This is a genomic window from Streptomyces sp. SID9727 (assembly GCF_010550605.1).
GTDB lineage: Bacteria > Actinomycetota > Actinomycetes > Streptomycetales > Streptomycetaceae > Streptomyces.
The window spans coordinates 130,425-156,507 of sequence record NZ_JAAGNI010000136.1; the positions used below are offsets into that span (position 1 = coordinate 130,425).

Annotated in this window: 29 protein-coding genes; 2 read left to right on the top strand and 27 right to left on the bottom strand. The window is 68.5% G+C overall.

Features of this window, described 5'->3' with window-relative positions:
- Nucleotides 1-39: 39 nt before the first annotated feature.
- The 5 genes from G3I41_RS08775 to G3I41_RS08795 all read right to left on the bottom strand — a co-directional run bounded on the left by G3I41_RS08775 (nucleotide 40) and on the right by G3I41_RS08795 (nucleotide 3,843).
- Nucleotides 40-1,107, bottom strand: coding sequence for a DUF2637 domain-containing protein (locus G3I41_RS08775; RefSeq protein WP_027737791.1), 1,068 nt, complete (start codon nucleotides 1,105-1,107; stop codon nucleotides 40-42).
- Nucleotides 1,104-1,670, bottom strand: a complete 567-nt coding sequence (locus G3I41_RS08780; protein WP_027737790.1) for a WhiB family transcriptional regulator — start codon at nucleotides 1,668-1,670, stop codon at nucleotides 1,104-1,106. Before G3I41_RS08780 ends, G3I41_RS08775 begins: the two co-directional genes overlap by 4 nt.
- A 118-nt stretch (nucleotides 1,671-1,788) precedes the next feature.
- Nucleotides 1,789-2,496 carry an ATP-binding protein gene (locus tag G3I41_RS08785; RefSeq protein WP_027737789.1) on the bottom strand — a complete coding sequence of 236 codons (708 nt, stop codon included), beginning with the start codon at nucleotides 2,494-2,496 and terminating at the stop codon, nucleotides 1,789-1,791.
- Nucleotides 2,496-3,515 (bottom strand): hypothetical protein, encoded by a 1,020-nt coding sequence (locus G3I41_RS08790; protein ID WP_037794244.1) that lies wholly within the window; start codon nucleotides 3,513-3,515, stop codon nucleotides 2,496-2,498. Before G3I41_RS08790 ends, G3I41_RS08785 begins: the two co-directional genes overlap by 1 nt.
- Before the next feature lies 1 nt (nucleotide 3,516).
- Nucleotides 3,517-3,843: a hypothetical protein gene (locus G3I41_RS08795; protein ID WP_027737787.1), complete on the bottom strand. Its 327-nt coding sequence runs from the start codon at nucleotides 3,841-3,843 to the stop codon at nucleotides 3,517-3,519.
- A 552-nt stretch (nucleotides 3,844-4,395) separates the two neighbouring features.
- Here G3I41_RS08795 and G3I41_RS08800 point away from each other — a divergent pair.
- Complete coding sequence (locus G3I41_RS08800) at nucleotides 4,396-5,268, top strand: helix-turn-helix transcriptional regulator (RefSeq protein ID WP_027737786.1); 873 nt, start codon at nucleotides 4,396-4,398, stop codon at nucleotides 5,266-5,268.
- Between the two features lie 181 nt (nucleotides 5,269-5,449).
- Here G3I41_RS08800 and G3I41_RS08805 read toward each other — a convergent pair whose 3' ends face one another.
- The 21 genes from G3I41_RS08805 to G3I41_RS08905 form a co-directional block, all read right to left on the bottom strand.
- Nucleotides 5,450-6,076: an HAD-IA family hydrolase gene (locus G3I41_RS08805; RefSeq protein ID WP_027737785.1), complete on the bottom strand. Its 627-nt coding sequence runs from the start codon at nucleotides 6,074-6,076 to the stop codon at nucleotides 5,450-5,452.
- A 283-nt stretch (nucleotides 6,077-6,359) separates the two neighbouring features.
- Nucleotides 6,360-7,592: an MAB_1171c family putative transporter gene (locus G3I41_RS08810; protein WP_027737784.1), complete on the bottom strand. Its 1,233-nt coding sequence runs from the start codon at nucleotides 7,590-7,592 to the stop codon at nucleotides 6,360-6,362.
- 98 nt (nucleotides 7,593-7,690) lie between these two features.
- The gene (locus G3I41_RS36720) at nucleotides 7,691-8,050 is read right to left on the bottom strand and encodes a toxin (RefSeq protein ID WP_239081532.1); all 360 of its coding nucleotides are present in this window, start codon (nucleotides 8,048-8,050) and stop codon (nucleotides 7,691-7,693) included.
- A 588-nt stretch (nucleotides 8,051-8,638) separates the two neighbouring features.
- On the bottom strand, nucleotides 8,639-9,403 hold the full coding sequence (locus G3I41_RS08820; RefSeq protein WP_027737783.1) for a 3-deoxy-manno-octulosonate cytidylyltransferase: 765 nt from the start codon (nucleotides 9,401-9,403) through the stop codon (nucleotides 8,639-8,641).
- Between the two features lie 33 nt (nucleotides 9,404-9,436).
- Nucleotides 9,437-9,997, bottom strand: coding sequence for an NUDIX domain-containing protein (locus G3I41_RS08825; protein ID WP_027737782.1), 561 nt, complete (start codon nucleotides 9,995-9,997; stop codon nucleotides 9,437-9,439).
- The gene (locus G3I41_RS08830; RefSeq protein WP_027737781.1) at nucleotides 9,994-11,115 is read right to left on the bottom strand and encodes an NAD(P)-dependent oxidoreductase; all 1,122 of its coding nucleotides are present in this window, start codon (nucleotides 11,113-11,115) and stop codon (nucleotides 9,994-9,996) included. The genes G3I41_RS08825 and G3I41_RS08830 overlap by 4 nt, the downstream gene beginning before the upstream one ends.
- 31 nt (nucleotides 11,116-11,146) lie before the next feature.
- Nucleotides 11,147-12,145 (bottom strand): NAD-dependent epimerase/dehydratase family protein, encoded by a 999-nt coding sequence (locus tag G3I41_RS08835; RefSeq protein WP_315904594.1) that lies wholly within the window; start codon nucleotides 12,143-12,145, stop codon nucleotides 11,147-11,149.
- Between the two features lie 35 nt (nucleotides 12,146-12,180).
- The gene (locus G3I41_RS08840) at nucleotides 12,181-12,912 is read right to left on the bottom strand and encodes an aminoglycoside phosphotransferase family protein (RefSeq protein WP_343242090.1); all 732 of its coding nucleotides are present in this window, start codon (nucleotides 12,910-12,912) and stop codon (nucleotides 12,181-12,183) included.
- A 101-nt stretch (nucleotides 12,913-13,013) separates the two neighbouring features.
- On the bottom strand, nucleotides 13,014-13,670 hold the full coding sequence (locus tag G3I41_RS08845) for a histidine phosphatase family protein (protein ID WP_027737778.1): 657 nt from the start codon (nucleotides 13,668-13,670) through the stop codon (nucleotides 13,014-13,016).
- 8 nt (nucleotides 13,671-13,678) lie between these two features.
- Nucleotides 13,679-14,425, bottom strand: a complete 747-nt coding sequence (locus G3I41_RS08850; protein ID WP_027737777.1) for a phosphotransferase — start codon at nucleotides 14,423-14,425, stop codon at nucleotides 13,679-13,681.
- Nucleotides 14,422-15,270, bottom strand: a complete 849-nt coding sequence (locus G3I41_RS08855; RefSeq protein ID WP_027737776.1) for a class I SAM-dependent methyltransferase — start codon at nucleotides 15,268-15,270, stop codon at nucleotides 14,422-14,424. Before G3I41_RS08855 ends, G3I41_RS08850 begins: the two co-directional genes overlap by 4 nt.
- A 31-nt stretch (nucleotides 15,271-15,301) precedes the next feature.
- Nucleotides 15,302-15,811 (bottom strand): topology modulation protein, encoded by a 510-nt coding sequence (locus G3I41_RS08860; protein WP_027737775.1) that lies wholly within the window; start codon nucleotides 15,809-15,811, stop codon nucleotides 15,302-15,304.
- Nucleotides 15,812-15,907: 96 nt separating this feature from the next.
- Nucleotides 15,908-16,960, bottom strand: a complete 1,053-nt coding sequence (locus tag G3I41_RS08865; RefSeq protein ID WP_027737774.1) for a hypothetical protein — start codon at nucleotides 16,958-16,960, stop codon at nucleotides 15,908-15,910.
- Entirely contained in the window at nucleotides 16,957-18,675 is a 1,719-nt protein-coding gene (locus tag G3I41_RS08870) for a carbamoyltransferase C-terminal domain-containing protein (RefSeq protein ID WP_037794238.1), read from the bottom strand. Before G3I41_RS08870 ends, G3I41_RS08865 begins: the two co-directional genes overlap by 4 nt.
- 8 nt (nucleotides 18,676-18,683) lie before the next feature.
- The gene (locus tag G3I41_RS08875; protein WP_027737772.1) at nucleotides 18,684-19,634 is read right to left on the bottom strand and encodes a thymidylate synthase; all 951 of its coding nucleotides are present in this window, start codon (nucleotides 19,632-19,634) and stop codon (nucleotides 18,684-18,686) included.
- Nucleotides 19,631-21,478 (bottom strand): hypothetical protein, encoded by a 1,848-nt coding sequence (locus G3I41_RS08880; RefSeq protein WP_027737771.1) that lies wholly within the window; start codon nucleotides 21,476-21,478, stop codon nucleotides 19,631-19,633. The genes G3I41_RS08875 and G3I41_RS08880 overlap by 4 nt, the downstream gene beginning before the upstream one ends.
- A complete protein-coding gene (locus G3I41_RS08885) occupies nucleotides 21,475-22,167 on the bottom strand; it encodes an HAD family hydrolase (RefSeq protein WP_239081533.1) in 693 nt (230 codons plus the stop codon). Before G3I41_RS08885 ends, G3I41_RS08880 begins: the two co-directional genes overlap by 4 nt.
- A gap of 31 nt (nucleotides 22,168-22,198) precedes the next feature.
- Entirely contained in the window at nucleotides 22,199-22,681 is a 483-nt protein-coding gene (locus tag G3I41_RS08890) for a DUF6082 family protein (protein WP_027737769.1), read from the bottom strand.
- Nucleotides 22,682-22,775: 94 nt separating this feature from the next.
- Nucleotides 22,776-23,030 (bottom strand): hypothetical protein, encoded by a 255-nt coding sequence (locus G3I41_RS08895; RefSeq protein WP_027737768.1) that lies wholly within the window; start codon nucleotides 23,028-23,030, stop codon nucleotides 22,776-22,778.
- 128 nt (nucleotides 23,031-23,158) lie between these two features.
- Nucleotides 23,159-23,590 carry a hypothetical protein gene (locus tag G3I41_RS08900; RefSeq protein WP_239081534.1) on the bottom strand — a complete coding sequence of 144 codons (432 nt, stop codon included), beginning with the start codon at nucleotides 23,588-23,590 and terminating at the stop codon, nucleotides 23,159-23,161.
- Nucleotides 23,591-23,724: 134 nt separating this feature from the next.
- On the bottom strand, nucleotides 23,725-24,243 hold the full coding sequence (locus tag G3I41_RS08905; RefSeq protein ID WP_203600517.1) for an ATP-binding protein: 519 nt from the start codon (nucleotides 24,241-24,243) through the stop codon (nucleotides 23,725-23,727).
- A 130-nt stretch (nucleotides 24,244-24,373) separates the two neighbouring features.
- Between G3I41_RS08905 and G3I41_RS08910 the strand changes: the two genes are divergently transcribed.
- Nucleotides 24,374-25,621, top strand: coding sequence for a helix-turn-helix transcriptional regulator (locus G3I41_RS08910; RefSeq protein WP_027737766.1), 1,248 nt, complete (start codon nucleotides 24,374-24,376; stop codon nucleotides 25,619-25,621).
- Nucleotides 25,622-25,670: 49 nt separating this feature from the next.
- Here G3I41_RS08910 and cutA read toward each other — a convergent pair whose 3' ends face one another.
- Nucleotides 25,671-25,997: a divalent-cation tolerance protein CutA gene (gene cutA / locus G3I41_RS08915; protein ID WP_027737765.1), complete on the bottom strand. Its 327-nt coding sequence runs from the start codon at nucleotides 25,995-25,997 to the stop codon at nucleotides 25,671-25,673.
- Between the last annotated feature and the right edge of the window lie 86 nt (nucleotides 25,998-26,083).

The following is a 26,083-nucleotide window of genomic DNA, read 5'->3' on the forward strand; positions in this document are numbered from 1 at the left end:
GGGGTGACCGGCTCGGTCACCCACTCCGTGGAGGTTCGGTCAGCGCCGGGAGGAAGTGACCGGCTGGCGGTGCTGCTCGCGCAGCTGGGCCATCAGCGCGGTCAGGGTGTCGCTGGACAGCGGAATCTGCTGACCTCGGATCGCCTGGGCGACCACCTTGCGGGTGAGTTTGTCCTCGGCCCTGACCGCCGACCGGGCGATCTTCAGCAGCTCCTCGGTGTCCGGGTCAGGTCGCCGGCCACCAGTCGGCTGAGCGGCCCGGTCAGTGACCGGCGGCGAGGTGACCGGCGGGGCACTGACCGCCGCCGGGCTGCCCTGGCCATCACCGACCGGGGCAGCGCCGTCGGGGCGGTCAGCGCCCGTCCGCCCCTTGTCCACCTGTCCCGGCAGGTCAGGGGCACCGTGCCTCCGGTGGTGGTGGTCGGTGACCGACTGGCCGTTGGCGGCTGGGGTCGCGTCTCCGGTCACTGACCGCGTGGCGGTGTCCTCGTCGGCCGGGGACAGCGGCAGCCGGTCGGTCAGCGCGGTGACCGCCTGACCGGGCTTGACCTGACCGACCGCTGACCGCTGCTGACCGGCCCGGTCGGTCCGGGTGACCTCGATGGCGTCGCCTCGGTCGGTCTGACCGAGGTGACCGGGCTCACCGAGGTTCTGTCGGTCAGCGTCCGTGACCGGGCCCCGGGCAATGAGGATGTAGAGGTGGACCGCTCCGGCCAAGGCCAGCGGGGCGATGGTGGAGAGCACCGCGACCACCGCATCGCCGAGCTGGAGGCCGGTGCCGGCGACCGTGTCCTGGTTGATGCGGACCGCGTGGAGCGCGTTCGCCCAGATGCTGGCGGCGGTGGCCGAGCCGAAGAGGGCCCAGACGTAGAGCCGGGCGCGGAGCGGTGCGTCCCGCAGGACCAGGAGGGCTCGGATGCCGTACGCGATGAACCCGTCGATCACCAGGGGGAACAGGTAGGTAAGGAAGCCTCGGATGTGGATGGCGACGGCCATCTGCTGCAGGGCGTCATACGACAGCGCGCATCCCGCGCCCCCGAGGGCCACGACAGCCGCGCGGTCCCACCCGGATATGTGCGCCGTCTTCGGCGCGCTTGCGGTGTTCATGCCGCCGTCCCGAAGTCGTCGCGGATCAGGCGCTCGCCGCTGGTCTCGGGGGGTGGGGTGTTCGTGGTGGGCTGGTTCAGGGTTCGGTTGCGCTCGGCCCGGCGGATCTCTCGGTATCGCTTCTTGGCGTGTTCCTCGGTGACCTTCAGAAGCCAGGCCAGGCGCTGCTCGCTCACCCCGTGGCGGTAGGCCGCGTACTCGACCGCGCGGCGCTCCGTATGGGTGAGGTGCACGTCGCGTCCGGCGATGGTGGCATTGACGCGGCTGTAGTCGAGGCGGCTGGCGAGCTTGTCGTGCAGCGGCCCGCGCTCCTCTTCCGTCAGGCCGCCACGGATCCCGTCGGTGTCACCCCCTTCGAGAGCGGCGTCCAGGCAGGTGCGCCGGACCGGGCACTGGCCGCACAGGGCCTTGGCCGTGGCGATCTTGGCGGTCTCGTCGGGTTCGGGGAAGAAGACTTCGGGGTCCACCGGGTTGTACTCGGTGCTCTGGCAGACGGCGTCGGCCTGCCAGGACTGGTCGCCGAGCTGACGGTGCTGGGCGGGGCCGTTCATCGTGCTGGTCATGCGGGGTGCTCCGATCGCTCTCCGCGCGCAGGGGCGTCGGCGGAGAGGTGCGCTAGCGGTAGGTGCCCGGGGGGACGGCGGTGCGAGGGCGCGGTCCGGCGGGGTGGCCTGTGGAGGGTCAGGCGGCGGCGCTGTGGCGTCTGCGGTCGACGGCCTCGAACTCGACTCGGGTGGTCATCTGCGCGAGCCTGCTGGCGACTCGGTCCCCGAGGTAGGAACGCAGGTCCTTGATCGCCAGGTTGGTCGTGATCAGCGTGGGGAGTTCGTAGTTGTACCGTCGGTTGATCAGCCGGTACGTGATCTCTTCGACCCACTCGCTCGCCTTGGCCGCGCCGAGGTCGTCGATGATCAGCAGCGGGCACCGGCTGACGGCCGCCAGCTCCCGCTCGCTGTCGACCCCGGGCCGGGGGCGGAGATTGGCGTAGAGGTCGGCGGCGGTGGTCGCCCGCCAGCGCGCGCCGACCCCGCTCTGCACCAGCGCTCGGACCGCGCCGTACGCCTGGTGCGTCTTGCCCGCGCCGACGACCCCGGCCATCAGCAAGCTAGGGCCGGTGGTGACCTGTCGTCGGGCTCCTCGGCTGGGGGCGACGGCCGCCTCGGTGACCTCCGCGACCCAGTCCAGGACCCTCGGGTGGTCGGCGACGGCCGCCTGGTAGCGCGGGGGCATCCCGGCCAGGAGGGCGTCGAGCGGGGAGAACGGCTCGGGGTCGTCGGGGAGCGCGGCGGCGTCGGCCGGGTCGATGTTGCGGGCGGCCAGGATCCGGGCCATGCGCTCCAGGGTGCCTTCGTTGCCGAGGAGCTGCGGTTCGCGGTGACGGGTGTGCATCACAGCTCCTCGGCGTAGGCGGCGGAAGCGTTGGCCGGGTTGGTCCACGCCTGGTGGGCGGGCACGTTAGGCCGGATTCCCGGCCGCGCCAAACCGCCGGGGCGAGCGTTCATCGCCTCGTTGACCATGCTGGTCAGGACGCTCGGGTGCTTGGGGTTGGCGGTGAAATTCGCCAGCCCGGCCCGGATGTGCACCGGAGCGATGCCCTCGTCCAGGAGCTTCTTGATGATCCGTCCGAGGTGCCCGATCACGTCGCTCGGGGGGCGCTGGTCGCACCCGGCCACGTACTCGCCGACGAGATCCTTGGCGGAGATGCCGGCTGCGGGCGCTGTGCGCCCCGTAGGGACAAGAGATCCAGGATCCAAGATCCTAGATCCAGGCGCCGAGCCTTCGGGGAGGCTTCGGGGAAGGGTCGAGGAGCCGTCGGGGAAAACCCTCTGACCTGCACTTTTAACTCCAGTGCGTCCAGGTGCGCTGACGTCTCCGTCGGCGGCCTCCTGTCGGTCTACGGCTGGCCCGTCTGCCTGTTCCGGAACCGTCGGGGCGGGTGAGGCAGGCAGATTGAGGGCTCGGGGTGCCCTCCCCGAGGTCTCGGCGAGTCCTCGGGGAGCCGTGGGCGAGCCCTCCGCCCTCCGGGTGCAGGAGCCCTTGCAGGGTGCGCACCGGTCGGCAGCCTGGTGCTGCGGGCACGAGGGCAGGCGCGACTGGCTCGGCTTGTCGATCTTCTGGTGCTCGGACCAGGTCACGATGTGGAGGTAGAGGCGGCCGTCGCATCCGCTGTATCGGCAGATCAGTCCGGCATTCGCGAGCTGGTGGAGGTCGTCTTCGACGTGGACTGAGGTGTGCTCGGCGCGCAGAGGCCAGAGGAGCCCCGCGATGATCGCGGCGTTATCCCGGTGGCGACCATGGTCGTCGGCCTGGGTGAGCAGGCCGAAGAAGGTCCGCTCGGCCGCCACGGTCACTTCGGCGAGCGACTCGGAGGTGAACGCCTCCGGCTTGACGGTTCGGATCCGGGCCATGTCAGCGTCCCCGCTCGGCGGCGACCAGGTCGCTGCGGGTCAGGGTGGCGTCGGCAAGGCAGAAGATGTGCGGGCGCATCCAGTCCACCTCCGGCCAGACCCGCAGGATCCAGCGTGCCGCGATCCTGGCGGTCGGGCGGCCCAGCTCCAGGGTCCTCCCGGCCTCGTCCTTGGCGACGGCGTGGAGACGAGGCCACGTTTGCGTCGGGTCGGTGAGGCTGACCCGGATCGTGGCCGCCCCCGGGATCATGTCGGCGAGCTGGGCGGCAAGGCGCTGCGGACGGCCGTCGTCCGGGCAGGCAGGGGTTCCGCTCGGCATGGCGAGCATGCGATACTCCGTTGTTCGTAGGAGCGCGGAGCGGCGGTCTCGTGCAAGAAGCCCTGCCGCCCGCGAGATGTGTAATTGGCGCCCTCGGGGTGCCAGCCCGGCGCTTGGGAGTTGGTAGCTCCCCGGCGCCGGTTTCAGTTTCCAGGCCAGATCACGGGTCGTATGCCAGCATCCGTCCCGTCTCCTTTCCGCTGGTCATCGACCCCTTTCCGGGCCCTGCCCGGCGTGGGACGACGAACATATGCAGACCCCGCGGGCAAGTCCATCCCGTTGCCCGGAAGATCATTTGCGGTCAGCCCACCCGGCGCTGGCCGGGTCCACGCAGGTGACGCCCACAGCGATCGGCCTCGCCCGGAAGCACGTATGACGCCTGTTGCGTGAGCGCTCATGGCAATGGAATATGCACAGGGGTCCCCCAGAGGTCGGCACCGTAGAGTTGGGCCTGATCGACAGGTGCGATACGGAAACGTACGTCAGTTTCAGAAATGCATCAACCCTGGCTTACAGTTGACCCGACACCAAGCCCATAGCCACCTCGCAGCAGGAGTCCCCGTGCCCCCACGTCAGTTCGACGGCAGCCTCGTACGCGCTGCCCGCCGGCGAAGGGACATGCATCAGAGGGAGCTGGGCGAGCTGGTAGGCGTCAGCGGCGCCACCGTCGCACGATGGGAATCGGGCAAGGACTTTCCCAAGGGCGAGAAGCTGCCTGCGATCGCGACGGCGCTCGATGAGCCTCTCGACGAGCTGTTCCCTCACGAGGGGCCTCCCGACCTGCAGCTCCTGCGGTGCGACGCCGGTCTCAGCGTGGCAGAAGCCGCAGAGGTCCTCGGCGCAAGCCGGGCGCCGGTAGCCAATGCCGAGTCCGGGCGGCGCAGGCTCAACGCCAGCTACATCCGGCCGCTGGCGGCGGCGTACGGGGTGACCGAGGAGAAACTCCTCGCGGCCCAGGATCGCTCGTTCGGCGTGCGGCCCACCCCCCCGAGTGACGATCAACAGACCGCACCGCGCACCATCGGCGAAAAGATCAACTTTCTCCTGCAGTACGGCTCCACCGATGAGACGGCGATGTCCGATGCAGACATTGCGCGGCTCGTGAATCAGCACGCGCCAGGGGCAGCTATCACCGCCGACGACATCAAGGAGTTGCGTGAAGGCGCGGCGACCGCGGCACCGGATGAAGTGCGCGCCGGCCTGGCTGACGCCTTCCAGGTTCCGCACTGGTTGTTCGGCGATGACGCCGAACTGAGTCCCATGGTCCAGGAGTTCCTGGAGGCTGTCCGCTTCATCGGCTCGATCCGTCAGGGACAGGTCCTGGGCTTGGCCGCACGCGGCAGCGAGATCTTGTCGATGAAGGCGATGGCCGACATCAATCGGCTCGTAGGAGAACTAAGACACAAGCTGTCCGAGGTTCCGAACAAGGAGTGACCCTGCCGGTCTAGGCGGGCGCAGCAGTTCCCCCCTAGCTCTTTCGGGCTCGTGGCGACCCTCGACCCCCCAGCCTGACCAGGTCATGACAGACCTCAGACCTGAAACGCGTAGGGACTTCGGCTCGCCCCTGCGGGGGCGGAGCCGAAGTCCCTACGTTCAGGCGAAACTCGACGGTGCTCTAAGCGGTCAGGTCGACACCCAGAAGCTCGGACAGGGTCGCGACCGTCTGCTCGGGGTTCTGATTATGCACTCCGGCGAGGCCGAGCTGCTCCGCTGCCTGCACGTACGCCTCGGTGTCATCGACGAAGATGCACTCGTCCGCGGGCAGGCCCATGAGCTTGAGCGTGATCTCGAACAGCTCGGCGTCGGGCTTGCGCATCATGTGGTGCTCGCTGATCACGACGACGTCGTACAGCTTCTCCAGCTCGTAGCCCTCGTACAAATCCCACGGCGCCAAGCCCACGGAGTTGCTCAGAATGCCGACCTTGATCCCGGCCCGGCGAGCTGCGGCGGCTGCGTTGATCAGCAGCGGCTCAGGACGGAGGTCACCGAAGATCCTCCCCATCAGTCCGTCCGCCGGCACATTCAGCATCCTGCCGGCGAACTCGTTCCACTCGTTCTGGGACACGACACCGCGCTCCAGATCACTGGTGATCCGGACGCCCTCCGGGTCCGCGTACAGGGCGGTGAGGCAGGCACCTTTGGGGAGCCCTTCGCGCTGCTCAAACGCCAGCACGGCGGGCAGCAGGGGGGTGGTGAGAACGCCTCCGAAATCAAGAATGAGGCCGGTACGGCGGTTGGACATGCGGGGAACTCCATCGCTGATATCTCGGACGCTCGTCCAGACCGGAGAGCGCCGTGGACCCGGCGCACACGGCGCTCGCAGAAGCTGCTGCGCATCGCAGGCCAGGAAGTGCACTTACGGGGCGGAGCAAAACCTTATGTCCGCGCTGCCAACGGTACCAGTGGCGGCTAGGGCTCGGTGGTGCCGAATCTCACGAAGCCATTCAAGATCGCATCTATGAGTAGCTAGTCGCGTACGCCGCGAACACCGACCAGTCACCGCTCTACGTGCCATCCCAGAGCTACTACCGAGCATCCGTTTCTAGCGTCAGGGAGTTATCGAGAACTTCCCGCGCCTGATCTTCGGTGATCTGTGAATAAGCCGCGCTGACTCGCTCGTACCAGGCTGCTTCACTATCAGTGTCGACGAACGGTTTTTCTCGCAGAAGGGCAGCCGAGGATGGTTCGGCGGATTCGGCGTTAGACGCGAGGAGTCCAGCCTTTATCCAGTACGCCTCTGCGACGGGCTCAGGATCAGGTTGCGCGGAGGCCATGTCTTCTGCGGCGAACATGAGATTACGCGGAACGTAGTAACGCAGCTTCTCGCAGGCGTCAGAGATATCTTGCGTCCATCGGTCCAGACGGACGTCGATAGGCACGCGCAACTGTAGGAGTTCAGTTACTCGCCGTCCAGGCGGGTACAGACTTGTTCCGGGAAAAGCTTCAACCAGATCGAACCATATGGGATAGATCCGGTACAGGGTGCGGAACGTTTTCCAGCGTGCCACTGCCGCACGGGTTGTCGGAATGCTTGCCCCTACGGCAACGATAACGAAGAGAAGGTTCATCCAGATTGCAGTGGCATCGACAAGGAACCTCACCGTCGATTCGCCGAGAGGAAATGTTACGGCGATCCACAGAATAGAGATTCTGGCTATCGTGTGGATGAGCCCCATCCACATCGCGAAACCCATCAAGCCCAGACCGATGCGCATACTCGTGCTCTCGGCTCGACGCGCCGCCCTAGTCCACTGATAGCCACACACGGCAGTGGTGACAAGCGGAAAGAAATAGAACACGGTCATGTAGAGAGCGACGCCCCATTGCCCGGCATGGTCAACGAGGAAGTCTTCGCTTTGCTGATCTCGTTTCACCACGGTGAAGAACAGGACCGCGAGGAGAATTACACCCACCGCTCCGGCCCTGTAGGAGGCTCGGGCGACCCATCGTGAGAACTCCACGTGTCTGGGCACGACTGCCTCAGCAGTCTTGCCGTAGCTGGTGGCTACGTACGTCAGCGCCGCCATGATCGCTGCGGTGCTGGCGAAGTGCCGAAGTAGAGCGCTGAGATCGACAACAGGAATGCGGTCGACCGCGTCCATCGCTGCGGGGGTGTACAGGCACAGAGCGACCGCGAATCCGGCGTAGCCACCCCACAGTGCCCTGCGGTGCGCATCGCCATATCTGACAGCCGGAAAACGCCAGATGGATATCAGCGTCATGACTGCCGCAGTGAAGTATTTGAAGAAGTCGAACACGGGATCAGTCAATATCTGTGCATGCCGCACCTGCCGCCGCATGCGGGCTCTACAGGGCGCGAACTGACTACTGGGTGGCCATTGCGATAATTGCTGTACTACCGCCGCCGTCGCGGTGGAGCGACCGGGTGCGCCAGGGAGTACTCCAGCAGGCTGATTACGTCGTCCCCGGTTGCCGACTGACGACGGGCCAGCCGCTTGATCAGTGAGGCCGAAAGCTCCGCCTGCTTCTCTTCGTGGCTGTCGAAATCAACGCGCGCCTGAACCAAGGCCGACGGGTAACGCCGAAGAACTTCTTGCCGAATGCGTTCAGGTACGTAACGCTCGATCTCGGCAGCCGTCAAAGAGGTGCCGTGATCCATCCACTCATGCGCGATCTCATGGAGGATGATGTGTTCCGTTCGATTTCGACTAGAGCGACGCCGGTAAAGAATGATGGTCACTTCGGGGGTCTTCACCCGCAGACCGCAAGCTGTTCCGAGGCCCCCGTCGGGGTCATCCAGCGGAACCAACTGGATCTCACGCCCTAGAACCCCTTCCATATTGCCCACCAGCGTCTCAACGCTGAAAGGGGTTGGTATAGGGAGATCAGCGAGCTTCTTCTCGCATTCCCTCACGAGGTCGCGACGTGAAGGATCCCTACGCCAAGGCATAGTCTCTCCATTCTGCTCACTGTAAACCCCACACCTAGGCGCGTACGCGAGGCGCTAGCAGGCGGCAGCCCGTGGTCGATGCGCGCGACGGGCGACCCGCACGCGCTGTCGCGCCTAAGCGTACAAGGGGGATTAAGCGATCACGCGAGAAGGAGATGTTGCGAAGGTCACCCGAGTGCGGCAGATCACTATCTCCATTCAAGATCGAAAAAGCTGCTTCGCTCCAATATTGATCTTGAAATTCCTCCGGAGAGTGGGCCGCCGTGAGCGCTGCGCTAGGTCGCCGCCGAATATTCAGCGCTCCACAGCTAACCCGTCACCTTGCTTGCGTAGTTGATAGTGGGGTTTTTCAACCGCCCCGCGAGTAAGCGCGGTTGCGGGCGAGAGAATGACTCAACCGCGACGACCGAGAATGCTTTCGGCTCGCGCGAGATCCTCTGGGGTATCTACCGCCACACCGTCGTCTCGGACAGGGATCATCCGCACGGCATGGCCGTGTTCGACGAAGCGCAGTATCTCCACGCCCTCCGCACGCTCCAAGGGCCCCTGCTGAAGCTGGCGGAAGCGCTGGAGAGCATGGGCTGTGAAGCCGTAGAGACCCAGCTGACGCAGGTACTTCGGCCGGTCTCCCCTCGGGTACGGGATGGGTTGACGCGAGAACATGAGTGCCTCACTGCGCGCCGTGACGACGACCTTGACGACGTTGTGGTCCAACACGTCGCCGACGTCGTCCAACTCGGTGTAGGCATTCACGGCGAAGGTGTCCGCCGGGGAGTACTCCAGGGCCTCCGAGATGTCGTCGATGGCCGTCGGCGAGAGGAACGGCTCGTCGCCCTGGACGTTGATGTACCCGTCGGCCGGCAGGTGCTCGGCGACCTCCGCGACGCGGTCGGTGCCGGTGAGGTGCTCCCCGGTACGGATGCAGTCGATGCCCAGTTCGCGGCACGCCGCTTCTATGCGTGCATCGTCCGTGGCGACGATGGCTCCGTCGAGGCGTTTGGCCTCCAGGCAGCGCTGGTGGACGTGCCAAAGCAGCGGCCGGTCGCCGAGGCGGGCCAGTGGTTTGCCGGGGAAGCGGGAGGCGCCCCAGCGGCAGGGTATGACGGCGATGTACCGACGCGGTCCGGCGCCGGTCGGTCTGGCTGTGGTGGCGGCCACGGCGTCCTCCTGGTGGTCAGTACGAGCGGGGCTTCAGGTGAGCTGGGCGATCTTGGCGCGGACGGTCGACGAGGTGACGGCCGCGAACGGCCGCCACTGGTAGCCGTCGACCTCCTCCTCCTGGAGGGTCACCGCGTGTCCGGTGCCGAGGTGGAAGGCCCAGCGGAAGTCCACGTGGTGGTGCGCCGGCTCGTTCTTGGACGGGCTCGCGTCGATCGCGTGCACGTCGATGTCGAGGGGAACGTCCTCATAGCCAACGAGCGGGACGACGGCAGTGGGCGGGATGCCAGCCTCCTCGTGGAGTTCGCGCAGGGCGGCGTCGCGCAGCTGCTGGTCGGACGGCTCGTTGTGCCCGCCGGGCGCCAGCAGCTTCCTGGTCGCCTTGTGCAGGACGTGGAGGACCTCCCGTTCGCCGTTGAAGAGGATGGCACTGCAGGTCACATGGGCGGGGAAGGTCTTGCGGCTGGTGGGATCGTCGGTGCCGTCGAGGGCTGCGAAGAGCATCGTCAGGTTGCCGCGTTCGTCCGAGTGGCGGGCGAGGTACGCCTCGGTGGCGGCGCGGATGTGTTCGGTGGAGGGGGGCAACGAGGTCACCTTTCGAAGTGGCGGAGCCAGGTCTTGGCGATGGCGTCGCGGTCGGCCGCCGGCATCTCGTGCAGTCCGGGTTGGAATCGCGCGTGGCTGAGCGCGCCGGTGGCGGCGAGTATCTCGGCCTGAACGAGGTGGATGTAGGTGCCGACGGCGGCGCCGTGCACGAAGTTGACGGCACCGCCGTCGGCGAGAACGTAGAAGTAGTGGCCGGTGACCTCGTAGCGGGTCAACTGGGGTCCGACGGGGTGGCGTTCGTAGAGGTCGTCGAGGCTGCCGAGTTCGAGCTCGTCCTCGGAGGACGTCACCGATCCGAGGTATGCGCCGTTGCGCAGGGCTGCGAAATCCTCATGCCGGAGGGCGAGATTGCCGGTGGCGCACAGGACGAGTTCCGCGTCGCGGACGGCCTCGGTGGTAGACGCGCTGGTGCGGAAACCAAGGGCGTGCGCCTGTACCCGCTTGACCGCGTCGTTGTCGTACACGGTGACGCGCAGGTCCTGGGCGCGCAGAGTCTGGGCGATCGAGCGACCGATCTTGCCGAAGCCGATGACGCAGGCGCTGCGACTCGTGAGGATGTCCCCGCGGGCGCGGACGAGGGCGTCGGTCGAGAACACGATGGACCGGCCGACGAGGTGGTCCTCGCAGTCCTTGAGCGGTGAGCGGGCCACGGACACGACGGGGCACGGCAGCGAGCCGAGGGCCGCGTACCGCTGGTGCCCGTTCTCGGTGTCCTCGACGACGCCGAGGATGCGGCCGGAGAACTTCTCCACGAGGGTGTCGAGGCTGGCCGCGAAGTAGCCGCCGATGTCGACCAGGACGATGTCCTGGCCGCTGGCCGTGTCCTCCAGGTAGTGCAGGGCGTGGGTCTCGTCGGTCAACCGCTCCCGGCTCAGGTCGTGGACCGGCAGGGTGCGGCGGACGGTGTCGAGGGTCAGCTGGTGGATCGACCGAGGCTTGGGGAGGACGGCGCCGATCGTGGACACCGCGGCCATGGCGCGCAAGAACGCGGGGCGTTCCGGGAGCAGGTGGGTGACGACCAGAGTTGTGATCGCCTGCCCGGCGGGGAACTGCGCGGTGATCCTCCGAAAGAAGGCATCCAGCCGTGCCCGCTCGGGGGTTTCCATGAGCACTCCTCTCATGATCCGACGGGGTCGCCTATGCGGCACGGCTGTAGTCCGGCACCGGGGCGGCCAGCGCCTGCATATGGGCGCGCAGTCCGCTGTGGAGGTCGACGCGCGGCTGCCATCCGAGGACCTCTCCGGCACGGCCGGGGTCGGCACGCGTGAAGATCACGTCCCCGTTGCGCACGTGGTCCTGGTGGAGCTGGATCTCGCGGCCGGTGAGACTGTTGGCGATGTTGATCACGTCGAGCAGGGAGGCGTTCGAGCCGCCGCCGACGTTGATGGCACCGTGCGCGTTCGGGACGGTGCCGGCGGCGATCGTGGCGGCGACCACGTCGTCGATGTAGGTGAAGTCGCGGCGCTGGTGGCCGTCTCCGTACAGGCGCAGGGGCTGTCCGGTCAGGGCGGCGTACAGGGCACGGTGGGTGAACATGTCGGCACGCTGGCGGGGGCCGTAGACAGTGAAGTACCGCAGGGCGACGACCTCGGGGCCGACGGGGCGCTCGGCGTAGGCGAGGCAGAGCTGCTCCTCGGCCAGCTTGGTCACGGCGTACGGGGAGGCGGGGTTGGGGCGGTCGGTCTCGCGGCTCGCGTCGCCGTCGGTCGGTCCGTAGACGCTGGACGAGGAGGCGACGACCAGTCGGGGGACGCCGATCCGGGTGGAGGCGTCGAGGACGCGGTGGGTGGCCAACACGTTGGACGCGAGGTAGTCGCCGAACTGCGGTCCCCAGGAGGGCCGTACCCCGGGGATGCCGGCGAGGTGGAAGACGGTGTCGGCGTCGATCAGGAGCGGTTCGATCGCGCAGTGGAGGAGGTCGGCCGTGACGTGGTGGTATCCCTGACGGCCCCGCAGCGCGGCGAGGTTGGCGGCGGCCGTCGGGTTGGAGGACGGGTCTCGGCGGTCCACCCCGATCACGGTGGTGCCGGCCTGAACAAGGGCGTGGGCGAGGTGGGAGCCGATGAATCCGGCGGAGCCGGTAACCACGGCCCGTCGGAGGGAAGCGTTGGTCAGGGGCTGCTCGTGCTGTGGCACGGGGATCTCCAGAGGGGTGTCGTCTAAGGGTCTGGTCAGGCGAGCCGGGACAGGACGGTTCTGCCGTGTGCGCTGAGGGCGGTGTCGTTCTCCTGGTGGCCCTTGACCAGGGCTGTGGCCGCCTCGATGGCGCCGAAAGACTCCAAGAGGCGGCGTTCGGTGTCGTTGAGGGAGCGTCCGTAGCCGTCGAAGAAGGCGGTGCGCAGGTGGGGTGCGGCCTGCCAGCGTCGGAATTCGAGCCGGGCGAAGTCGCGGACCCGGGCGTCGCGTCGCATGTGCTCGAAGTCGAAGATGCCGAAGGTGTCGCCGAGCAGCCAGTTGCGCGGCTGGTAGTCGAGGTGGCAGATCGCGCTGTCCATCTGGCTGGTGCCCAGGATCACCGCGTGGTGCTTCAGCAGGTTCTCCTCGGCCGCGTCGAGCAGGTCGGCGTGGACGGCCCGGCCGATCCACCCGTGGAACCGCTCGGCGAGCGAAGCGCCGACGGCACCGCCCAGGGGCATGGCCTTGGCCCGGTGCAGCTTGCCCAGCACGTGCCCGGCCTCGTGGTGGGCCACCTCCTCCTCGGGTGAGCCCGGAGCGAAGGTGTCCGCGCGGTGGCCTGCGAGCGCGGTGAGCAGCAGGGTGCGGGTGGCATTGTCCCGGCCGACCAACTCTGGGGCATGGCCGCTCAGATGGGTGACCCACGTCCGGTAGGCGTGGAGTTCTGCGGCGTACCGGTCTCGCTCGGCGTGCTGCTTCGCGATGAACTGACGCCCGCCGTCGGCCACCAGGCGTATGACGCGGGGCGGGAGCGCGGGGTCCGCTGCGATGTCGACTGCGCCTAGGAGGTGGTGCGCCAGTTGTATTCGGGGGTCGCGCGAGGTCGCGATCACGGGGTCGGCTCCGGCGTGAGGAGACTGAGGTGCTCGGTGTCGTTGTGCCGGTCGAGCATCCAGCGGTTCTGGCCCAGGCGGTTGCGGTGGTGCTGCCAGCGGGTGATGGAGGCGTGGTTGTGGGTGAATCCGGCGGGCGAGCCGATCGGGATGCCGAGCAGCAGGGTGTGCGCGGTGATCACCGTCTCCCCGTGGGCCGCGAAGACGACGCGCTTGTCCCGGTTCTCCGCGATGAGCTGGCTCAGGTTCCTGCTGGCGCGCTCCAGGAATCCGTTCCAGGTGTCGGAGCCGTTGGCCCAGGGTGTGTCGGGGTGGGCGTGCGGCCCGCCGTCGGCGGCCGTCTTCACCGCGTCCCAGGGCCGGCCATCGGCGTCGCCGTGGACCGGGCCGTCGAGTCGGTCGTCGTGGTGCACGGGGATCTGGAGCGTCTGGGCGATGATCTCGCCGGTCTGGACGAGACGGATCCGCGGACCGGTGTAGATGACGTCGAAGGGCTTCTTCAGGTGCTCGGTGGCCAGGCGGCGTGCGGCCTGTTCGGCCTGGGCATATCCGAGGTTGGTCAGGCCGGTGCAGGTGCGCGGGCCTCCGACGAGGCCGTCGGCGTTGCACTGGGCCTGGCCGTGCCGGACGAAGACGAGTTCGGTGGTGATCATGAGGCTCCTCAGTGGCTGAAACGGAGGGGCAGGCTGTAGCGGTAGCCGTTGCGACCGATGTACGGGGCGGTGAGCACGGCGTGCAGGGCCAGCGAGCTGTCGAGCTGGTTTCGGTCCGTCGTTCCCAGCCGGGCGTCGTGTCGTAGAGCTGCCGCGTTGTACGCGAGCAGGGCGTTGGTGACGGCTTGGTCCGGAAGCGGCCCGTAGGTCAGGTGGAGCGTCGCGATGAGCTTGGCGAGGTCGTAGCCCATCGGGGCCAGGGACAGGTCGTCGGTGTCGACGGCGATGATGTCCCTTCTGGTGACGATGAAGTTCCGGGGGTTGCTGTCCTTGTAGAAGGCGCAGGGCCCTTGGGCCGTCGTTTCCAGCAGGCCGAACATCGCGTGCAACGCGGCCTTGTTCGGCAGGTAGCCCTGTTCGTGGCGTCGCCGCAGGGCGCGATTCCGGGGGCCGAGGTAGTCGTCGAACCTGGTCCCGTCCCGGAAGTGGTGCGGGATGTGCAGCGAAGCGGACCGCAGATCGCTGGCCCAGGCAGCACCGTGGGCGTGACCCAGCAGTACCGCGACGCGCGGGAGGTCGTCCGGGCGCACCGAGCGACCTTCGATCCGTTCGAACGTCAGGCTGTTCGCTCGGACGGTGAGGAGCGCCGGCTGCCGCAGTGGCTTGGCGTGCTCGGTGAGCCACTGGTAGTGGCGCACCGCCCCCGCCGCACGCTCCGGTTTCGTGTAGGGCTTGGTGAAGGGCGCGAGGGTCATGCCATCCGCCCATCGTTCGGCTGGGCGACGACGAAGGTGATCCGGGACCGGGTGGTCAGCGGCTCGTCGGGAAGGAACTCGTGCAGGGTCGCCGCCAGGGCACCGGGGTTGCCGTACAAGCCGGGCGCCAGGTCGTACTTGGGGTTGGTGGCCAGGTACTGCGCCGAGTGATCGTGGCCGTCGAAGGTGAAGACGTGCTCCTCGTCCAGGACGGCGATCACGTCGAGCGAGGAGGCGGCGATGTCGGCCAGGTTGTCGCTGTGGGCTGCGGTGTACAGGCTTTCGTGCTGGGCGGCACGCGGATCGAGACCGGCGCAGGCGACCAGCTGGTCCATCTCCCGATAGCTGTCGAGGCCCTTGGTGACGAGCACGGCCACACCACCGGGGGCGAGGACCCTGGCGATCTGTCCGACGACGTCCTGGGGGCGCGGCGAGTGGTAGAGGCAGAACGCGGCGACGACGACATCGCTCGACCTGTCGGGCAGAGGAAGGTCGTGGAAGTCGCCTTCGACGAACTCCACCGTGCTGTCGGGCAGGTTCCTGACGCGCTCGCGCGCCTGTGCGAGCAGGGCGGGGGCGGCGTCCAGGCCCACGACGCGCTCGGGCCGGAGCCGCTCGGCGAGGATGAGGCTGCTCGTGCCGCGACCGCATCCGATGTCGAGCACCGCGCCGAGCCGGTCCGGCCGGGCGTGATGGGTCTGCACCAGGCTGACGATGGTCTCGGGCACCGGGTGTCCGGCGGTCTTGGCCCGCATCAGGGCGCTGGTCCGCCCGGCCAGCCGTGAGGCGTGTCCGTACAGCTCCGGCTGCCGGACGGGGTCCAGGAACGGGTTGGACTCGTTCATGCCGCACCCCCTGACCGGGGGCGCTGGCCGGTCAGGACTGCTCGGCGGCGACCCTCCGTAGCCAGCGGCGCGTCTGGCGCCGGTTGGCCAGCAGCACCACATCGGCGCGGGAGCCGAACTCCTCGATCTTCGCCATCACGCGGGGCCGCATCTTGCGCCGGTACGTGGCGACGTACTTGATCACGCCCCAGTGGATGCGGTTGTGCACCCCGTTGCCCTTGTGCCCCGCGCCGTGCCGGATCTGCCGGGAGAAGATCCCGTACAGCGCCGCCACGGTCGACACGTCCATCAGGACCACGGTGTCGCAGGCTTCGAGCCGTACCTGCAGCGTCGAGTTGTAGTTGCCGTCGATCACCCACCGCGGCTGCGCGACCAGCTCGCGCTGCACGTCGGTGAACTTGTCCATGGGCAACGCGTTCCACTCGTCGTCGTAGAACGCGGCGTCCAGGTGTGTCACCGGGGCGTCGAGGATCCTGCCCAGTTCGCGGGCCACGTGGGATTTGCCGCTGCCTCCGCAGCCGACGATGGCGACCTTCTTCATGGTGCTCCAGCGTAGAGAGGTTCGGGTGTCCGGCGGACCCATCCTCCGGGACGCGCCCGGAGGATCCGCGCGCCGTGGTCGATCGAGCGGTCTGCATCAGGCAGCTCCCCGCTCGGTCGCGGTGGCCTGGAGGAGGCCGTGCAGGACGGACTCCAGGGTGTTGACCTGCTTGCACAGGCCGAACAGGCGCAGCCGGTCCACACATGCGGCGATCAGGGCTGCGTGCTGCTCGGTTCCGGCGATCTCGCGCAGGTAGGAGAGGCGTTCGAGCACGTCGTCGCCTGAGCGCACGACCAGCTCCTTCGGGACGAACCGGTCGGCGAAGCGGATGTCCGCCGGGGCCAGCGGCAGGCATCCGGCGAGCACGGCCTCGAAGATGCGCTGGGTCATCTGCCCAACCGCGGCGTACCGCTCGGGCAGCATGAGCACCGTGGCCAGGGACCGGCCGTAGACGTCGGCGGCATCCTCGAACGGGATCCGGCCCGCGAAGCGGACGTGCGGCCAGCGGCCGGTCTTCGTCCACTTCCCGGCGACCAAGTGCTCGACGCGGGCGGCGGCCGGGGCGAAGAAGCGGTCGAAGGGCTCGTCCCGGTCGTACTGGTTGCCCACATAGCCGAGCGCGAGATCCCGAGGCCGCGCCGCGAGGGTGAGGGGATCGGTCTGGGCGAGGAGGTCCTCGGCGACGGGGAAAAGCAGCGAGTGCGCGCCGGGGGTCGGGGTGAGCGCGGCCTCGCAGACACGGGTGTGGGCCGTGCGGCGCCACACGCTCTCGGCGCGCAGGGTGCGGTCCTTGTCCCAGATGACGGTGGATGTCCGGTGCCGGGCCGTGTAGTGGTTGATGAGCCGGGCCTGCCGATGGAGGTCGCAGGTGTGCCCCTCGCTGCCGCACACGGTGGTGTTGCGGCCGGGGATCGCCCAGCGCCACTCCAGGAACAGGGCGTCGATGCCGGGCAGGCCGTCGTCGAAGGTGTACGCGCCGCCGAGGTCGTCACCGGCTTCGAGGCGGTCGCGGTCGGGTTGGAGGAAGACGATCTCGTGACCGCGGGCAAGAAGGGCGTCGATGAAGGGGCGGCGGTGGCTGCGGCCTCCGTCGGGAGTGTCGGTGATGCCGTTGCCGAGGAATCCCCAGAAGCTGTATCCGATCTTCATTTGGTGATCCACCGCCCTTCGAGGAGCAGGGCGTCGAGACCGGAGTTGGCCAGGCAGTCCAGGGCCATCTCGGGTGTCCCGCAGATCGGCTTGCCCTTGACGTTGAGGGAGGTGTTGATCAGCACGGGGATGCCGGTCCGACGGCCGAAGGCGGTCAGCACCGCGTGCATGAACGGGTTCTGCGACGGGGTGACGGTCTGCAGGCGGGAGGTGTCGTTGGCGTGCACGATGGCCGGCACCCGCTCGCGCGTCAGGTCTGTCACCCCGGAGGCCATGGACATGTACGGGGCCGGCTGGCCGAGGGTGAAGAATTCGGCGGCGCGCTCGGCGGGGACCACAGGGGCGAAGGGCCGGAACGGCTCGCGGAACTTCACGGTGGCGTTCAGCCGCTCGACGACGCCGGGTTCCAGTGGGGAGGCGAGGATCGAGCGGTTGCCCAGGGCACGCGGTCCGGCTTCGACCCCTCCCTGGAAGAGTCCGGCGATCATGCCGTGGGCGAGCTGGTCGGCGAGGAACTCGGCGCTCTCGATGCCGAGGGTCTTCTGGTGGAGGCCGGGCCAGGGGGTCAGGTCGAGGGGCTGGTCCTCGTAGGAGGGGCCGAGGTAACAGTGGCGGGCGATGCCGGCGACCGGGCGAGGGCTGCGCCCATCGACGTGCACGGCGAGGGCGGCCCCGATGGCGGTTCCGGCGTCTCCGGGTGCCGGCGGGACGAACACCTCGTCGAAGATGCCAGCCTCAACGATCTTCCCGATGCTGACGCAGTTCGTGGCGACGCCGCCGCCCACGCACAGACGCCGGGAGCCGGTGAGCGCACGGGCACGGCGGGCAAGGTGAACCATCACCTGTTCGGTCCGCTCCTGGAGGGCAGCCGCCAGATCTCGGTGGACGTCGGTGAGCGGCTCGCTCGGGTGCCGCTCAGGGCAGGTCTCGGCGATGAACCGCTGGGACGTCCTCGGGTATCCCGAGGTGAGGGTGCGCGTCGGGAAGTAGCCGGGGTGGATTCGAAAGCCCGTGGCCGTCGTGCGGACGGCCGTAGTGAACAGGTTCCGGAAGCGGGCGGAGTCGCCGAGAGCGGCCAGCGCCATGACGGTGCCTTCCTCGTCGCCACGCCTCCAGCCCAGGTGCTCGGTGACGGCGCCGTACACGTATCCGAGGGAGGCCGGGTCGTTGATCGCTTCCATGGGCTGGAGGCGGGGGCGCTGGATGCTGTGGCCGTGGGCGATGGTGGTGGTCTGCCGCTCGCCGAGGCTGTCGACCACGAGCACGGCGGCTTCCTCCCAGCCGGAGGCGACGAAGGCCGTGAGCTGGTGGGCTCGGTGGTGCAGGATCGGTGTGACGCGGGCCGAGGGGAACTGGCTGCCAAGGACGCGCAGCCGACGCCGGGTTCGCAGGGCGACCTTGGCGAACCCGTGGGCGCGGGCCAGGCTCCGGTCGTGTGTCATCGGCGAGAGCGCCATGCGCAGAGCGGCGGGCGATTCGGCGAGGTAGCGGACGGGCTGGAAGTTGTAGGCGACGGCGTCCACGTCGCCGGCGCTCAGCTTGGCCTGGTCGAGGAGCCATCCCACGGCGAGGGCCGGATAGAGCTTGGTGTGCTTCTGCTCGGAGAGGCGTTCCTCCTCGACGAAGCCGACGAGTTCACCGTCCACGAGAAGGGCTGCCGACGAATCGTGGGTGTACGAGCACAGGCCGAGAATCACGGAGGGGGTGCGCTTCATGGCGGCGGTCACCTTGCCCCGGCCGTGGCGGCGCGATTGGTCGAGCGCCGCTCCAGCTCTCCGTACCAGGCGGTGAGGGCCTGGCCGAGGGGCCCGTCGATCGTGTCGGCCGCCCGCCACGCCTGCTCGCGCTTGCCGTCCTTCCACAGCCGGTAGCTGCGCAGAGTCTCGGCCATCGCGTCCCAGCCGGGGTGACCGGTCACATCACGGGCCTCGACCTGGTCGAGCAGGCCGTCGAAGCCGTTCCAGGGTGTTCGCAGGTCGGGCATGATCTCGCTCGCCGGAAGCGAGGTGAGCGCGTCGGCCTGCTCGATGTGCTCGTCGTAGATGTGCAGCGAGCCGATGTGCAGGTGGAACTCGCCGAGTTCCGCGTCGAGCCATCCGGCGACCAGCTCGTGCAGCACGGTGTAGAAGAACACGTCGTACGGCATGCCGATCCATACGTCCTGGCCGCGCATCGTGGTCGCCATGTGCAGGCGGCCGGCGCGCAGGTGGAACCGGAATCCGAGGGTGCAGGGCACGTCCTTGTGCCCTGCGGCGTCCTGGGCCGGGTCGTAGAGCTGGATCAGGGCTCGCCGGGAGTCGGGGTCGGCCTGGAGGATTTCGACGACGCGGGAGAGCTGGTCGACCTTGCCGGCCCAGTTCCGCATCCTGGGGCCGTACGCCCCCAGGAGGACGCCTTCGTCGGCGAACTGCCGCAGCCGGTTGTTGTAGTCGAAGATCCACGGCGCGTCGGATCCGGAGAGGTGCCAGACCGTCTCGGCGACGGCGAAGGCCGGGTTCACGATGCGGGCGGGCGGGGCGTAGAGCAGGCGGGCGCGCGGCTGGGTGAGCAGCAGGTGCACGTCGCGGACTTCGTGGGTGGCCATGCCCCGGGGGCTGATCTTCTCGCCGGACTTGGCCAGCGTGACGGCGCCGGAGAACAGCTCGGCGATGCTGTCGGCCGTGAGGGATGTCATCGGACGGATGCTCCTTCGTCCTTGGGCGACGCAGCGGCGCCCGGGTGGTGGTGGGTGGAGTCGTCGGCCCTCGGGCCGGAGGTGGCGCGGTCGGTGATGAGCCGGGCAATCCGAGCGGCACTGTCTCCGCGCCACCGGCAGACCGCGTCCAGGGATGCCCGCGGGATCGACGCGGGGCCCCCGCGCACGCCGGAGAGCGCTTCGGCGATGTCCCCGGCGGCCTCGCACCGGGTCGCGAGTCCGTGACCGGCCAGGCCCAGGGTGCGTTCGCCCGGCGGGCCGATTTCGAGGATCGGGATGCCCAGCAGCGCGGCTTCGATCCCGCACGTCGAGTACGCGCTCGCCACTGCATCAGCACCAGCGAGGCAGCCTCGGGCTCCGACCCTGGGATCGGCCACCGCGACAGGCGGCCCGCCGTCCCGCTTCACCAGAGCGGTGAAGGCGTCGGCGCCCTGTGCCGGGTGTGGAGCGATGACGAGCCCCCAGTCGCCGCCCGCCTCGGCAAGCCCGTTCAGGAGGAGGTCCGCGTGGCACTTGAGGTGACCGGGGTTGAAGGGCTGGCATGCCCACACCGCGATCCGGGTCGGCCCACGTCGGCCCCCCGAAGCGAGCAGCTTCTCCAGGTACCGCCGCTGTGCCTGGCGGCTCAGACCGGCGAGGACGTCGAAGCGGGGCTGTCCGAGTACGTGCACCTCGGCCTCGGGGTGGCGCGCCCACCCTCGGCCCAGGGCGAGGTCCCGCTCGCCCATGACGATGATGTCGCGGCTGTGCAGGGCCGGCCAGGCGACCGATTCCGCCGTCCACGCCCCGTGCTGGACGTGCACCGAGTTCGCTCCGTGCCGCTCGGCGGCATGCGCGGCCAGCACGCCCAGGGGGCTGGTGTCGTTGCTCAGCAGGACGGTGTGCGGTCTGGTGGTCGACAGGATGTCGTCGAGCCAGCTCTCCGCCCGCACCACCGTCCGCCACGACGGCTGGGTGCAGCCCCCACTCGTCTCCAAGAGTACGGACAAGAGCCTTACGATCCGGGCAAGTTGGATGCCGTGGCCTCCCACCTGGACGACGTGCTCGTCGTCGGGACGGTGGAGGCCCTCGGCAGTGCCGGAGACGGTGAAGAGGTCGCTCGGGGCCGAGCGCAGTTCGATACCCCTTGCCGGTCCCGCGCTGCACCGCTCGGCGGCATCAGTGGCGAGATCGAGCAGGAGGCTCCTCTGCCCGCCGCGCGCCAGTTCGGCGAGAACCGGGGTCAGCGTGGCAGCGTGGCGGGAGGTCCACGACAGCGCCAGAACGTCCCGCCGTCCGAGATCCGAGGGGAGCGGACTCGGCTCCGTGTTCGCCGTACCCGTCCGGGTGCGGTTCCGGAGCTGGGCGGAGCGGGTCGGGTTGTGCGGTGCCGCAGCACCGAGCACGTACGCGACGCCGGACCACGTCACGGTGTAGGCCAGGTACTCACGCGAGCTGCTCGAACGCAGTCCCACGAGCCCTTCGTACCGGGCCAGGGTCACGGGCCCCGGGGCGGAGGCGAACGGTTCCCAGGAGTTCAGGGCCAGGAGCTTGCGCACGATCTCGGCGACGAAGCGTCGCACGGGGACGTGCTGGACGTGGAGCCAGTCGGCTCCGCCCGGGGTGGCGGCCCACTTGGCGCTGTAGCGGTCGACGGCCTCCACGACGTCTTCGACGCCGGAGCGCAGTAACTGCTTGTCGACGGCCGTCGCATCAAGGTCCGTCGTATGGATGTGGTCGGTTCGCGCGTGCGCCAGAACGCCGGTTCCGACGAGAGTCCACGTCGGCTTCCCGACGTTGGAGGAGCGGACCAGGCCGAGGCCACCAGTGGTGCGGGGGCTCACACCGTGCTCCCCTCGACGAGCTGCTTGGCGGGGAGGAGGCTCAGCAGTTCCCTGGGGGACGAGACCGTCTCCGGGGCGGGAGCCGTCGGCTGCCCGTAGCCCCACCCAGCGTGCACATAAGGGACGCCGGCGCGTGCGGCCGACTCCTGGTCGACCGCCATGTCACCCACGTAGACGGCGGAGGCGGGGTCGACTCCCAGGTCGACCAGCGCCAGGAGGAGCGGGTCCGGGGCCGGCTTCGTCCGGCCCGCGCCGGCGGGCGTGCGGATGGTCGCGAAGGGACACCCGAGGCGCGCGAGGAGGGGGGCCGCCCGGTCGACGTGCTTGGACGTCACGACGCCCAGCCGCCAGTCGGCGGCCACGAAGGCGTGGAGCGTCTCGACGATGCCGGCGAACTCCTCCGCGAGGTGCGCGGTGGACACGGACTCCGCCTCGTACGTCCTACGGACCGCCTCGGCATCGGTCACGCCCAGGCGCTCCATGATGTCCCCGAACTCGCGACCCAGGTGGCGCTCGTAGTCACGGAAGGGGAGCGTGACGCCGTGGATCTCCTGGACCCTCTGCCACGCCTTCCTCATCACGGGACGCGTGTCGAGCAGGACCCCGTCGAGGTCGAGGAGAAGAGCGCGCGACCCGTGGGCGCTCGGCGCGGCCGGAGCGGGTGGCGATCCGCAAGCGGGAACGGTCATGATCATCCTCTCGTCAGGGTGTCGTCGTGCCTCAGAGGGCCGAAGCCGGGGCAAGTTCCAACTCGGGGTACTGGGACGGACCGCCGGCCTCCTCGAACGCCGCGTCGAGCAGCGCCACGTGCAAGCGGTCCCATCGCCCCCGGGACTGCAGAGCACGCCCGTGGCGGGTCAAGGCCCACGCCTTGAGGGCCGTCGGGTCCTGCATGAAGTTCCGCGCGTTCTGCCGCAGGACGGCGGGGGTGAACACCCTGAGATTGAGGCCCGTGCGCCAGAACTCAAGCCACCACTGGCACATCAGGAGCGGACCCGATTCGTCGTCCTTGACGTGATCGGGATGGTTACGCACCCAGATCGAGTCCAAGTCCGGGTGTGTGGTCGCGACTTCGAGCATGCGGCCGTGGGCCTGGTGCACTGCCAACTCCAGGGACTGGCGGTGCTGCTGGCGACGCTGGGCGACGTGCACCGCGGACGCGAGGGCGATGGTGGCGGCCAGAGCGAGAACGGGACGGTTCATCTGCGACCTTTACTCGAGGATGGATGGGGCGGTGTGGCAACCGGCGGCGGCATCCGGGGCAGTGGTGGTCGCCGTCGTGCTCGCTTGAGGAGAGTCAGGCCGCGTCCGGCGGGCCGTCAGCCGAAGGCGAGGTCGATCCGTCCGGCACGGCCGGCAGGCGCGCGAGCCGGTGAAGGCGCGAGAGGTCGAAGCCACGCTCCTGAACCTCACCAGCGGGCACGGCGAAGAGGTCGATCCCCTCTTCGCTGGATGCCGAAGGGGCGGCCTCCCTGATGGCGAGGAGCGCTTCGCCCTGCTCGCGGTGCGGAAGGAGACGCGGCGCACGATCGATGTGTCCCTCGAAAGTCATGGTCAGCCCTCGGTCAGGTATTTGAAGGTGAAGACGAGCACGACGCTCACGGTGACGATCAGGGCGACCTGCGCGCTGATCTGTCGCCAGCCCCAGCCCTTCCTGTCCATCCAGCGCAGCGGACGCCTTCAAGTCGGCGCGACGGGCTCCTCGGAGATCACGAGGTGGAGAAACGCACGGCAGTGCTCACCCAGGTGTTTGATCACGGCGTGGTACTCGTCGTCATCGGAGCTGATGTTGTGCCGGTCGAGGACGAGCACGCCGTCGGCCAAGCCCTCTCGGAGCTGCCGCTCGGCTTCCCGCCAACCAGGTCGATCCCAAGGCGGCGTGTAGACGCCCTGGCTCGCACTGGATGCCGGGAAGTACGTAGTGGTCACCGGGACCGCCACATCGTGGAGCCGGGCGGCGATCGCGTAACCGAGCTGGTCGGCCTCAGCCTGTAGCGTCCCCCAGTCCTCGTCAGGTCGGGCCCTCGGACTCGGTACCAGGCTGTACGCCAGCACGCGCAGCGGGTGATCGGCCTGTGCGCCGACGGTCTGACGGTAGAAGTGCTGGCGCAAGCCTCGGAGTTGGCCAGCTCGGGACTGGCCCTTCACCTGGGCAGAGGTGCGAGGCCAGCTCGGGTGGTCACGGCCAGCGGTCGGCGTCCCACCGCCCGTGTGCTTCTCTCGCCCCCGATCAAAGGCGACGAGGCTCAACACGTCGGCTCCGTGCTTGACTGCGTTGTGCGGCGACATGGGGGTGCCTCCGTGAGAGTGGGGATGACCGCGTACGTCGTCCGGCCGCCGTCCGCGAGGCCCCACCGAAGCGACAGGTAGGCGACGAGGTGCAGCCCTCGACCGCCGAGGCCGGCGGCACTCGCACGTCGTCGCCTCGCCGGTGCCGTGCTGTCGTCGGTGACTCGGATTCGAAGCTCGTGCTCGTCGTGTCGCAGTCGCAGTCGGACGTCCCCGGAACCGTGAATGATCGCGTTGGACACCAACTCCGAGACGACGAGCCGGGCCTCCTCTACCGGCGTCTCCGGCAACGACCAGTGCTTCAACACGGTGGCCGTCGTTCGTCGCGCTTGAGCGACGTGCACATCTACCGGCTCCATGGCCATCTCGAAGACGTGAGAGGCCAGCGGACACCGAGCGGTCGAGGCGACGACGGCGTGGGCGCCACCGTCGTCGCCCAGAGGTCGGGGCGACGTTGCTGTCCGGTGCGTGGTCATGAGCACATCGCACCGTGGCTGCGCGATCCGGGACAGGGGAAACCGGAGGGGGAAAACTTTGTCAAGGGGGGAAAACCAGGGGGGAGTTGAGGAGAGTATTGGCTCTCTCCCACGGATAGGGGTCAGACTCATGGCGGTGGATCCATTTGCCGAGTTGCTCCGTCACCTGCGGCGTAACGCGAATCGGTCGCAGGACGAGCAGGCTGGTGCGATCAACGCCGCCTCCGGCCGGGCAACGGTGACCCGCCGGGAGGTGAACCGGTACGAGAACGGTACGAACGTTCCAACGGACCACACCCTGGGGAACATCGCTTTGGCCTGTGGCGTCCCGCTGGAGCCGCTGCTGCGCGAGGCGAAAGCCGCCCGCGCCAGGCGGCGAGAGAAGAACAAGGCCGAGGCGGAGGACCTGGACGACGTGAAACGCCGAACGCTGCTGGGAGGCGCAGTCGTCGGTGCGGCTGCGGCTGCCGAGCCCTGGGGCCGACTGGCCTACGCACTCAGCAAGGGTTCCAAGATCGACCCTGAGTCTGCGGCGGTGCTTATTGATCATGCCGCCACGTTGTACGTGGACGAGCTGAACGAGAGTGCGCTCAGCCTGCAGTCCCGCGTCGAGGCGCACTTGGACGCGATCACCGCAGCCCTTCCCCGCGCCGGAGCCCACGAGCGAGCCCTGACCATCGCGGCCGGGGAGACTGCCGCTCTTGCTGGGTGGGTCGCCTGGGACCTCGGCCAGCAGGACAAGGCCACTTCCTATTACGGAGTGACCTCGGAGTGCGCGAAAAGGGCTGGACACCCTCCGCTGCGCGCTCTCGCTCTGGGCTACGCGAGCTACGGTGCCCCCAGTCCAGCGAAGGCGCTGGAGATGCTTTCGCAGGCAGCTCAGGACGTACGCGGACGTGGCAACGCAACCGCCGCAGCGTGGGCTCTGGGCCGGTACGCGGAGGAAGCCGCCCAGTCAGGCGATGACGCTGGCGCCCTTCGTGCTCTCGACCAGGCCAAGTTCGCTTATGACTTCGCCGACCATTCGAGCGAGCAGGCGTGGGTCCGCTTCGTGACGCCATACCGCATGGACTCGTTAACTCTCTCGGTCTACGGCGAACTCAAGCGTCAGGAGCTGACCACCACGGCCGACTCCGCAGTCGAGCGCCTCGGCGGTGAACTACCCGAGTCCGGTGTGGTCGTCCTGGGTGACCTGGCGTCCGCCCTTCTGCGCGGCGGTGACGTAGATCGCGGGGCCTACGTAGCGCACCAGTTCGCCGCAGCGGTGGAGTCGAAGCCCAACACCATGGGCCGGCAGCGGGCTCAGGCCATCGCTGCCGGGCTCCCCGACACTGAGCATGACCTGGCCAGCCACCTGCTGACGTTCGCAACGCTGTGAAGCGTCGAAGCGCAGGCTCGGTGAGAGTGAGGCGCTGTAGTGGGGGCCTTTACCCCGGGCGTGTCTCGTCGACGACCCAGGACAGGTACGCCTCCGACCCTCCGGTCACAGGCAGCGTGACCCACTGGGGGACGTCGTACGGGTGCCTCTCGTGCAGCCATGCCTCTAGCGCGGGGAGGCGATCCGACGACGTCATGTAGGAGATCCGCCACTCCTGCGCCGCCTCGACCTTCCCCTGCCACCAGTAGAAGACGGTGATGGGCGCATCGATGTGGACGCCCGCCGCCAGTTTGCTCTCAACAGCGCCTCTGGCGAGGGTCTTCGCCTGCTCCTCGTCGTCACTCGTCGTCTGCGCGATCACGATCTCGGGATCCATGCGGCTACCTCTCCAGCTCGGGTACCGCGACCCTATCCACTAGTCCGACGAAGGCGGGCGGGAGGTAGTTACCGGCAGGGCTTGGC

What these genes read in the sequence shown, in the direction of transcription:
- G3I41_RS08775 (WP_027737791.1), bottom strand. Translation starts at nt 1,107, where the DNA reads ATGAACACCGCAAGCGCGCCGAAGACGGCGCACATATCCGGGTGGGAC.
- G3I41_RS08780 (WP_027737790.1), bottom strand. Translation starts at nt 1,670, where the DNA reads ATGACCAGCACGATGAACGGCCCCGCCCAGCACCGTCAGCTCGGCGAC.
- G3I41_RS08785 (WP_027737789.1), bottom strand. Translation starts at nt 2,496, where the DNA reads ATGCACACCCGTCACCGCGAACCGCAGCTCCTCGGCAACGAAGGCACC.
- G3I41_RS08790 (WP_037794244.1), bottom strand. Translation starts at nt 3,515, where the DNA reads ATGGCCCGGATCCGAACCGTCAAGCCGGAGGCGTTCACCTCCGAGTCG.
- G3I41_RS08795 (WP_027737787.1), bottom strand. Translation starts at nt 3,843, where the DNA reads ATGCTCGCCATGCCGAGCGGAACCCCTGCCTGCCCGGACGACGGCCGT.
- G3I41_RS08805 (WP_027737785.1), bottom strand. Translation starts at nt 6,076, where the DNA reads ATGTCCAACCGCCGTACCGGCCTCATTCTTGATTTCGGAGGCGTTCTC.
- G3I41_RS08830 (WP_027737781.1), bottom strand. Translation starts at nt 11,115, where the DNA reads ATGGAAACCCCCGAGCGGGCACGGCTGGATGCCTTCTTTCGGAGGATC.
- G3I41_RS08845 (WP_027737778.1), bottom strand. Translation starts at nt 13,670, where the DNA reads ATGATCACCACCGAACTCGTCTTCGTCCGGCACGGCCAGGCCCAGTGC.
- G3I41_RS08850 (WP_027737777.1), bottom strand. Translation starts at nt 14,425, where the DNA reads ATGACCCTCGCGCCCTTCACCAAGCCCTACACGAAACCGGAGCGTGCG.
- G3I41_RS08855 (WP_027737776.1), bottom strand. Translation starts at nt 15,270, where the DNA reads ATGAACGAGTCCAACCCGTTCCTGGACCCCGTCCGGCAGCCGGAGCTG.
- G3I41_RS08860 (WP_027737775.1), bottom strand. Translation starts at nt 15,811, where the DNA reads ATGAAGAAGGTCGCCATCGTCGGCTGCGGAGGCAGCGGCAAATCCCAC.
- G3I41_RS08865 (WP_027737774.1), bottom strand. Translation starts at nt 16,960, where the DNA reads ATGAAGATCGGATACAGCTTCTGGGGATTCCTCGGCAACGGCATCACC.
- G3I41_RS08870 (WP_037794238.1), bottom strand. Translation starts at nt 18,675, where the DNA reads ATGAAGCGCACCCCCTCCGTGATTCTCGGCCTGTGCTCGTACACCCAC.
- G3I41_RS08875 (WP_027737772.1), bottom strand. Translation starts at nt 19,634, where the DNA reads ATGACATCCCTCACGGCCGACAGCATCGCCGAGCTGTTCTCCGGCGCC.
- G3I41_RS08885 (WP_239081533.1), bottom strand. Translation starts at nt 22,167, where the DNA reads ATGACCGTTCCCGCTTGCGGATCGCCACCCGCTCCGGCCGCGCCGAGC.
- G3I41_RS08890 (WP_027737769.1), bottom strand. Translation starts at nt 22,681, where the DNA reads ATGAACCGTCCCGTTCTCGCTCTGGCCGCCACCATCGCCCTCGCGTCC.
- G3I41_RS08895 (WP_027737768.1), bottom strand. Translation starts at nt 23,030, where the DNA reads ATGACTTTCGAGGGACACATCGATCGTGCGCCGCGTCTCCTTCCGCAC.
- G3I41_RS08905 (WP_203600517.1), bottom strand. Translation starts at nt 24,243, where the DNA reads ATGACCACGCACCGGACAGCAACGTCGCCCCGACCTCTGGGCGACGAC.
- G3I41_RS08910 (WP_027737766.1), top strand. Translation starts at nt 24,374, where the DNA reads ATGGCGGTGGATCCATTTGCCGAGTTGCTCCGTCACCTGCGGCGTAAC.
- cutA (WP_027737765.1), bottom strand. Translation starts at nt 25,997, where the DNA reads ATGGATCCCGAGATCGTGATCGCGCAGACGACGAGTGACGACGAGGAG.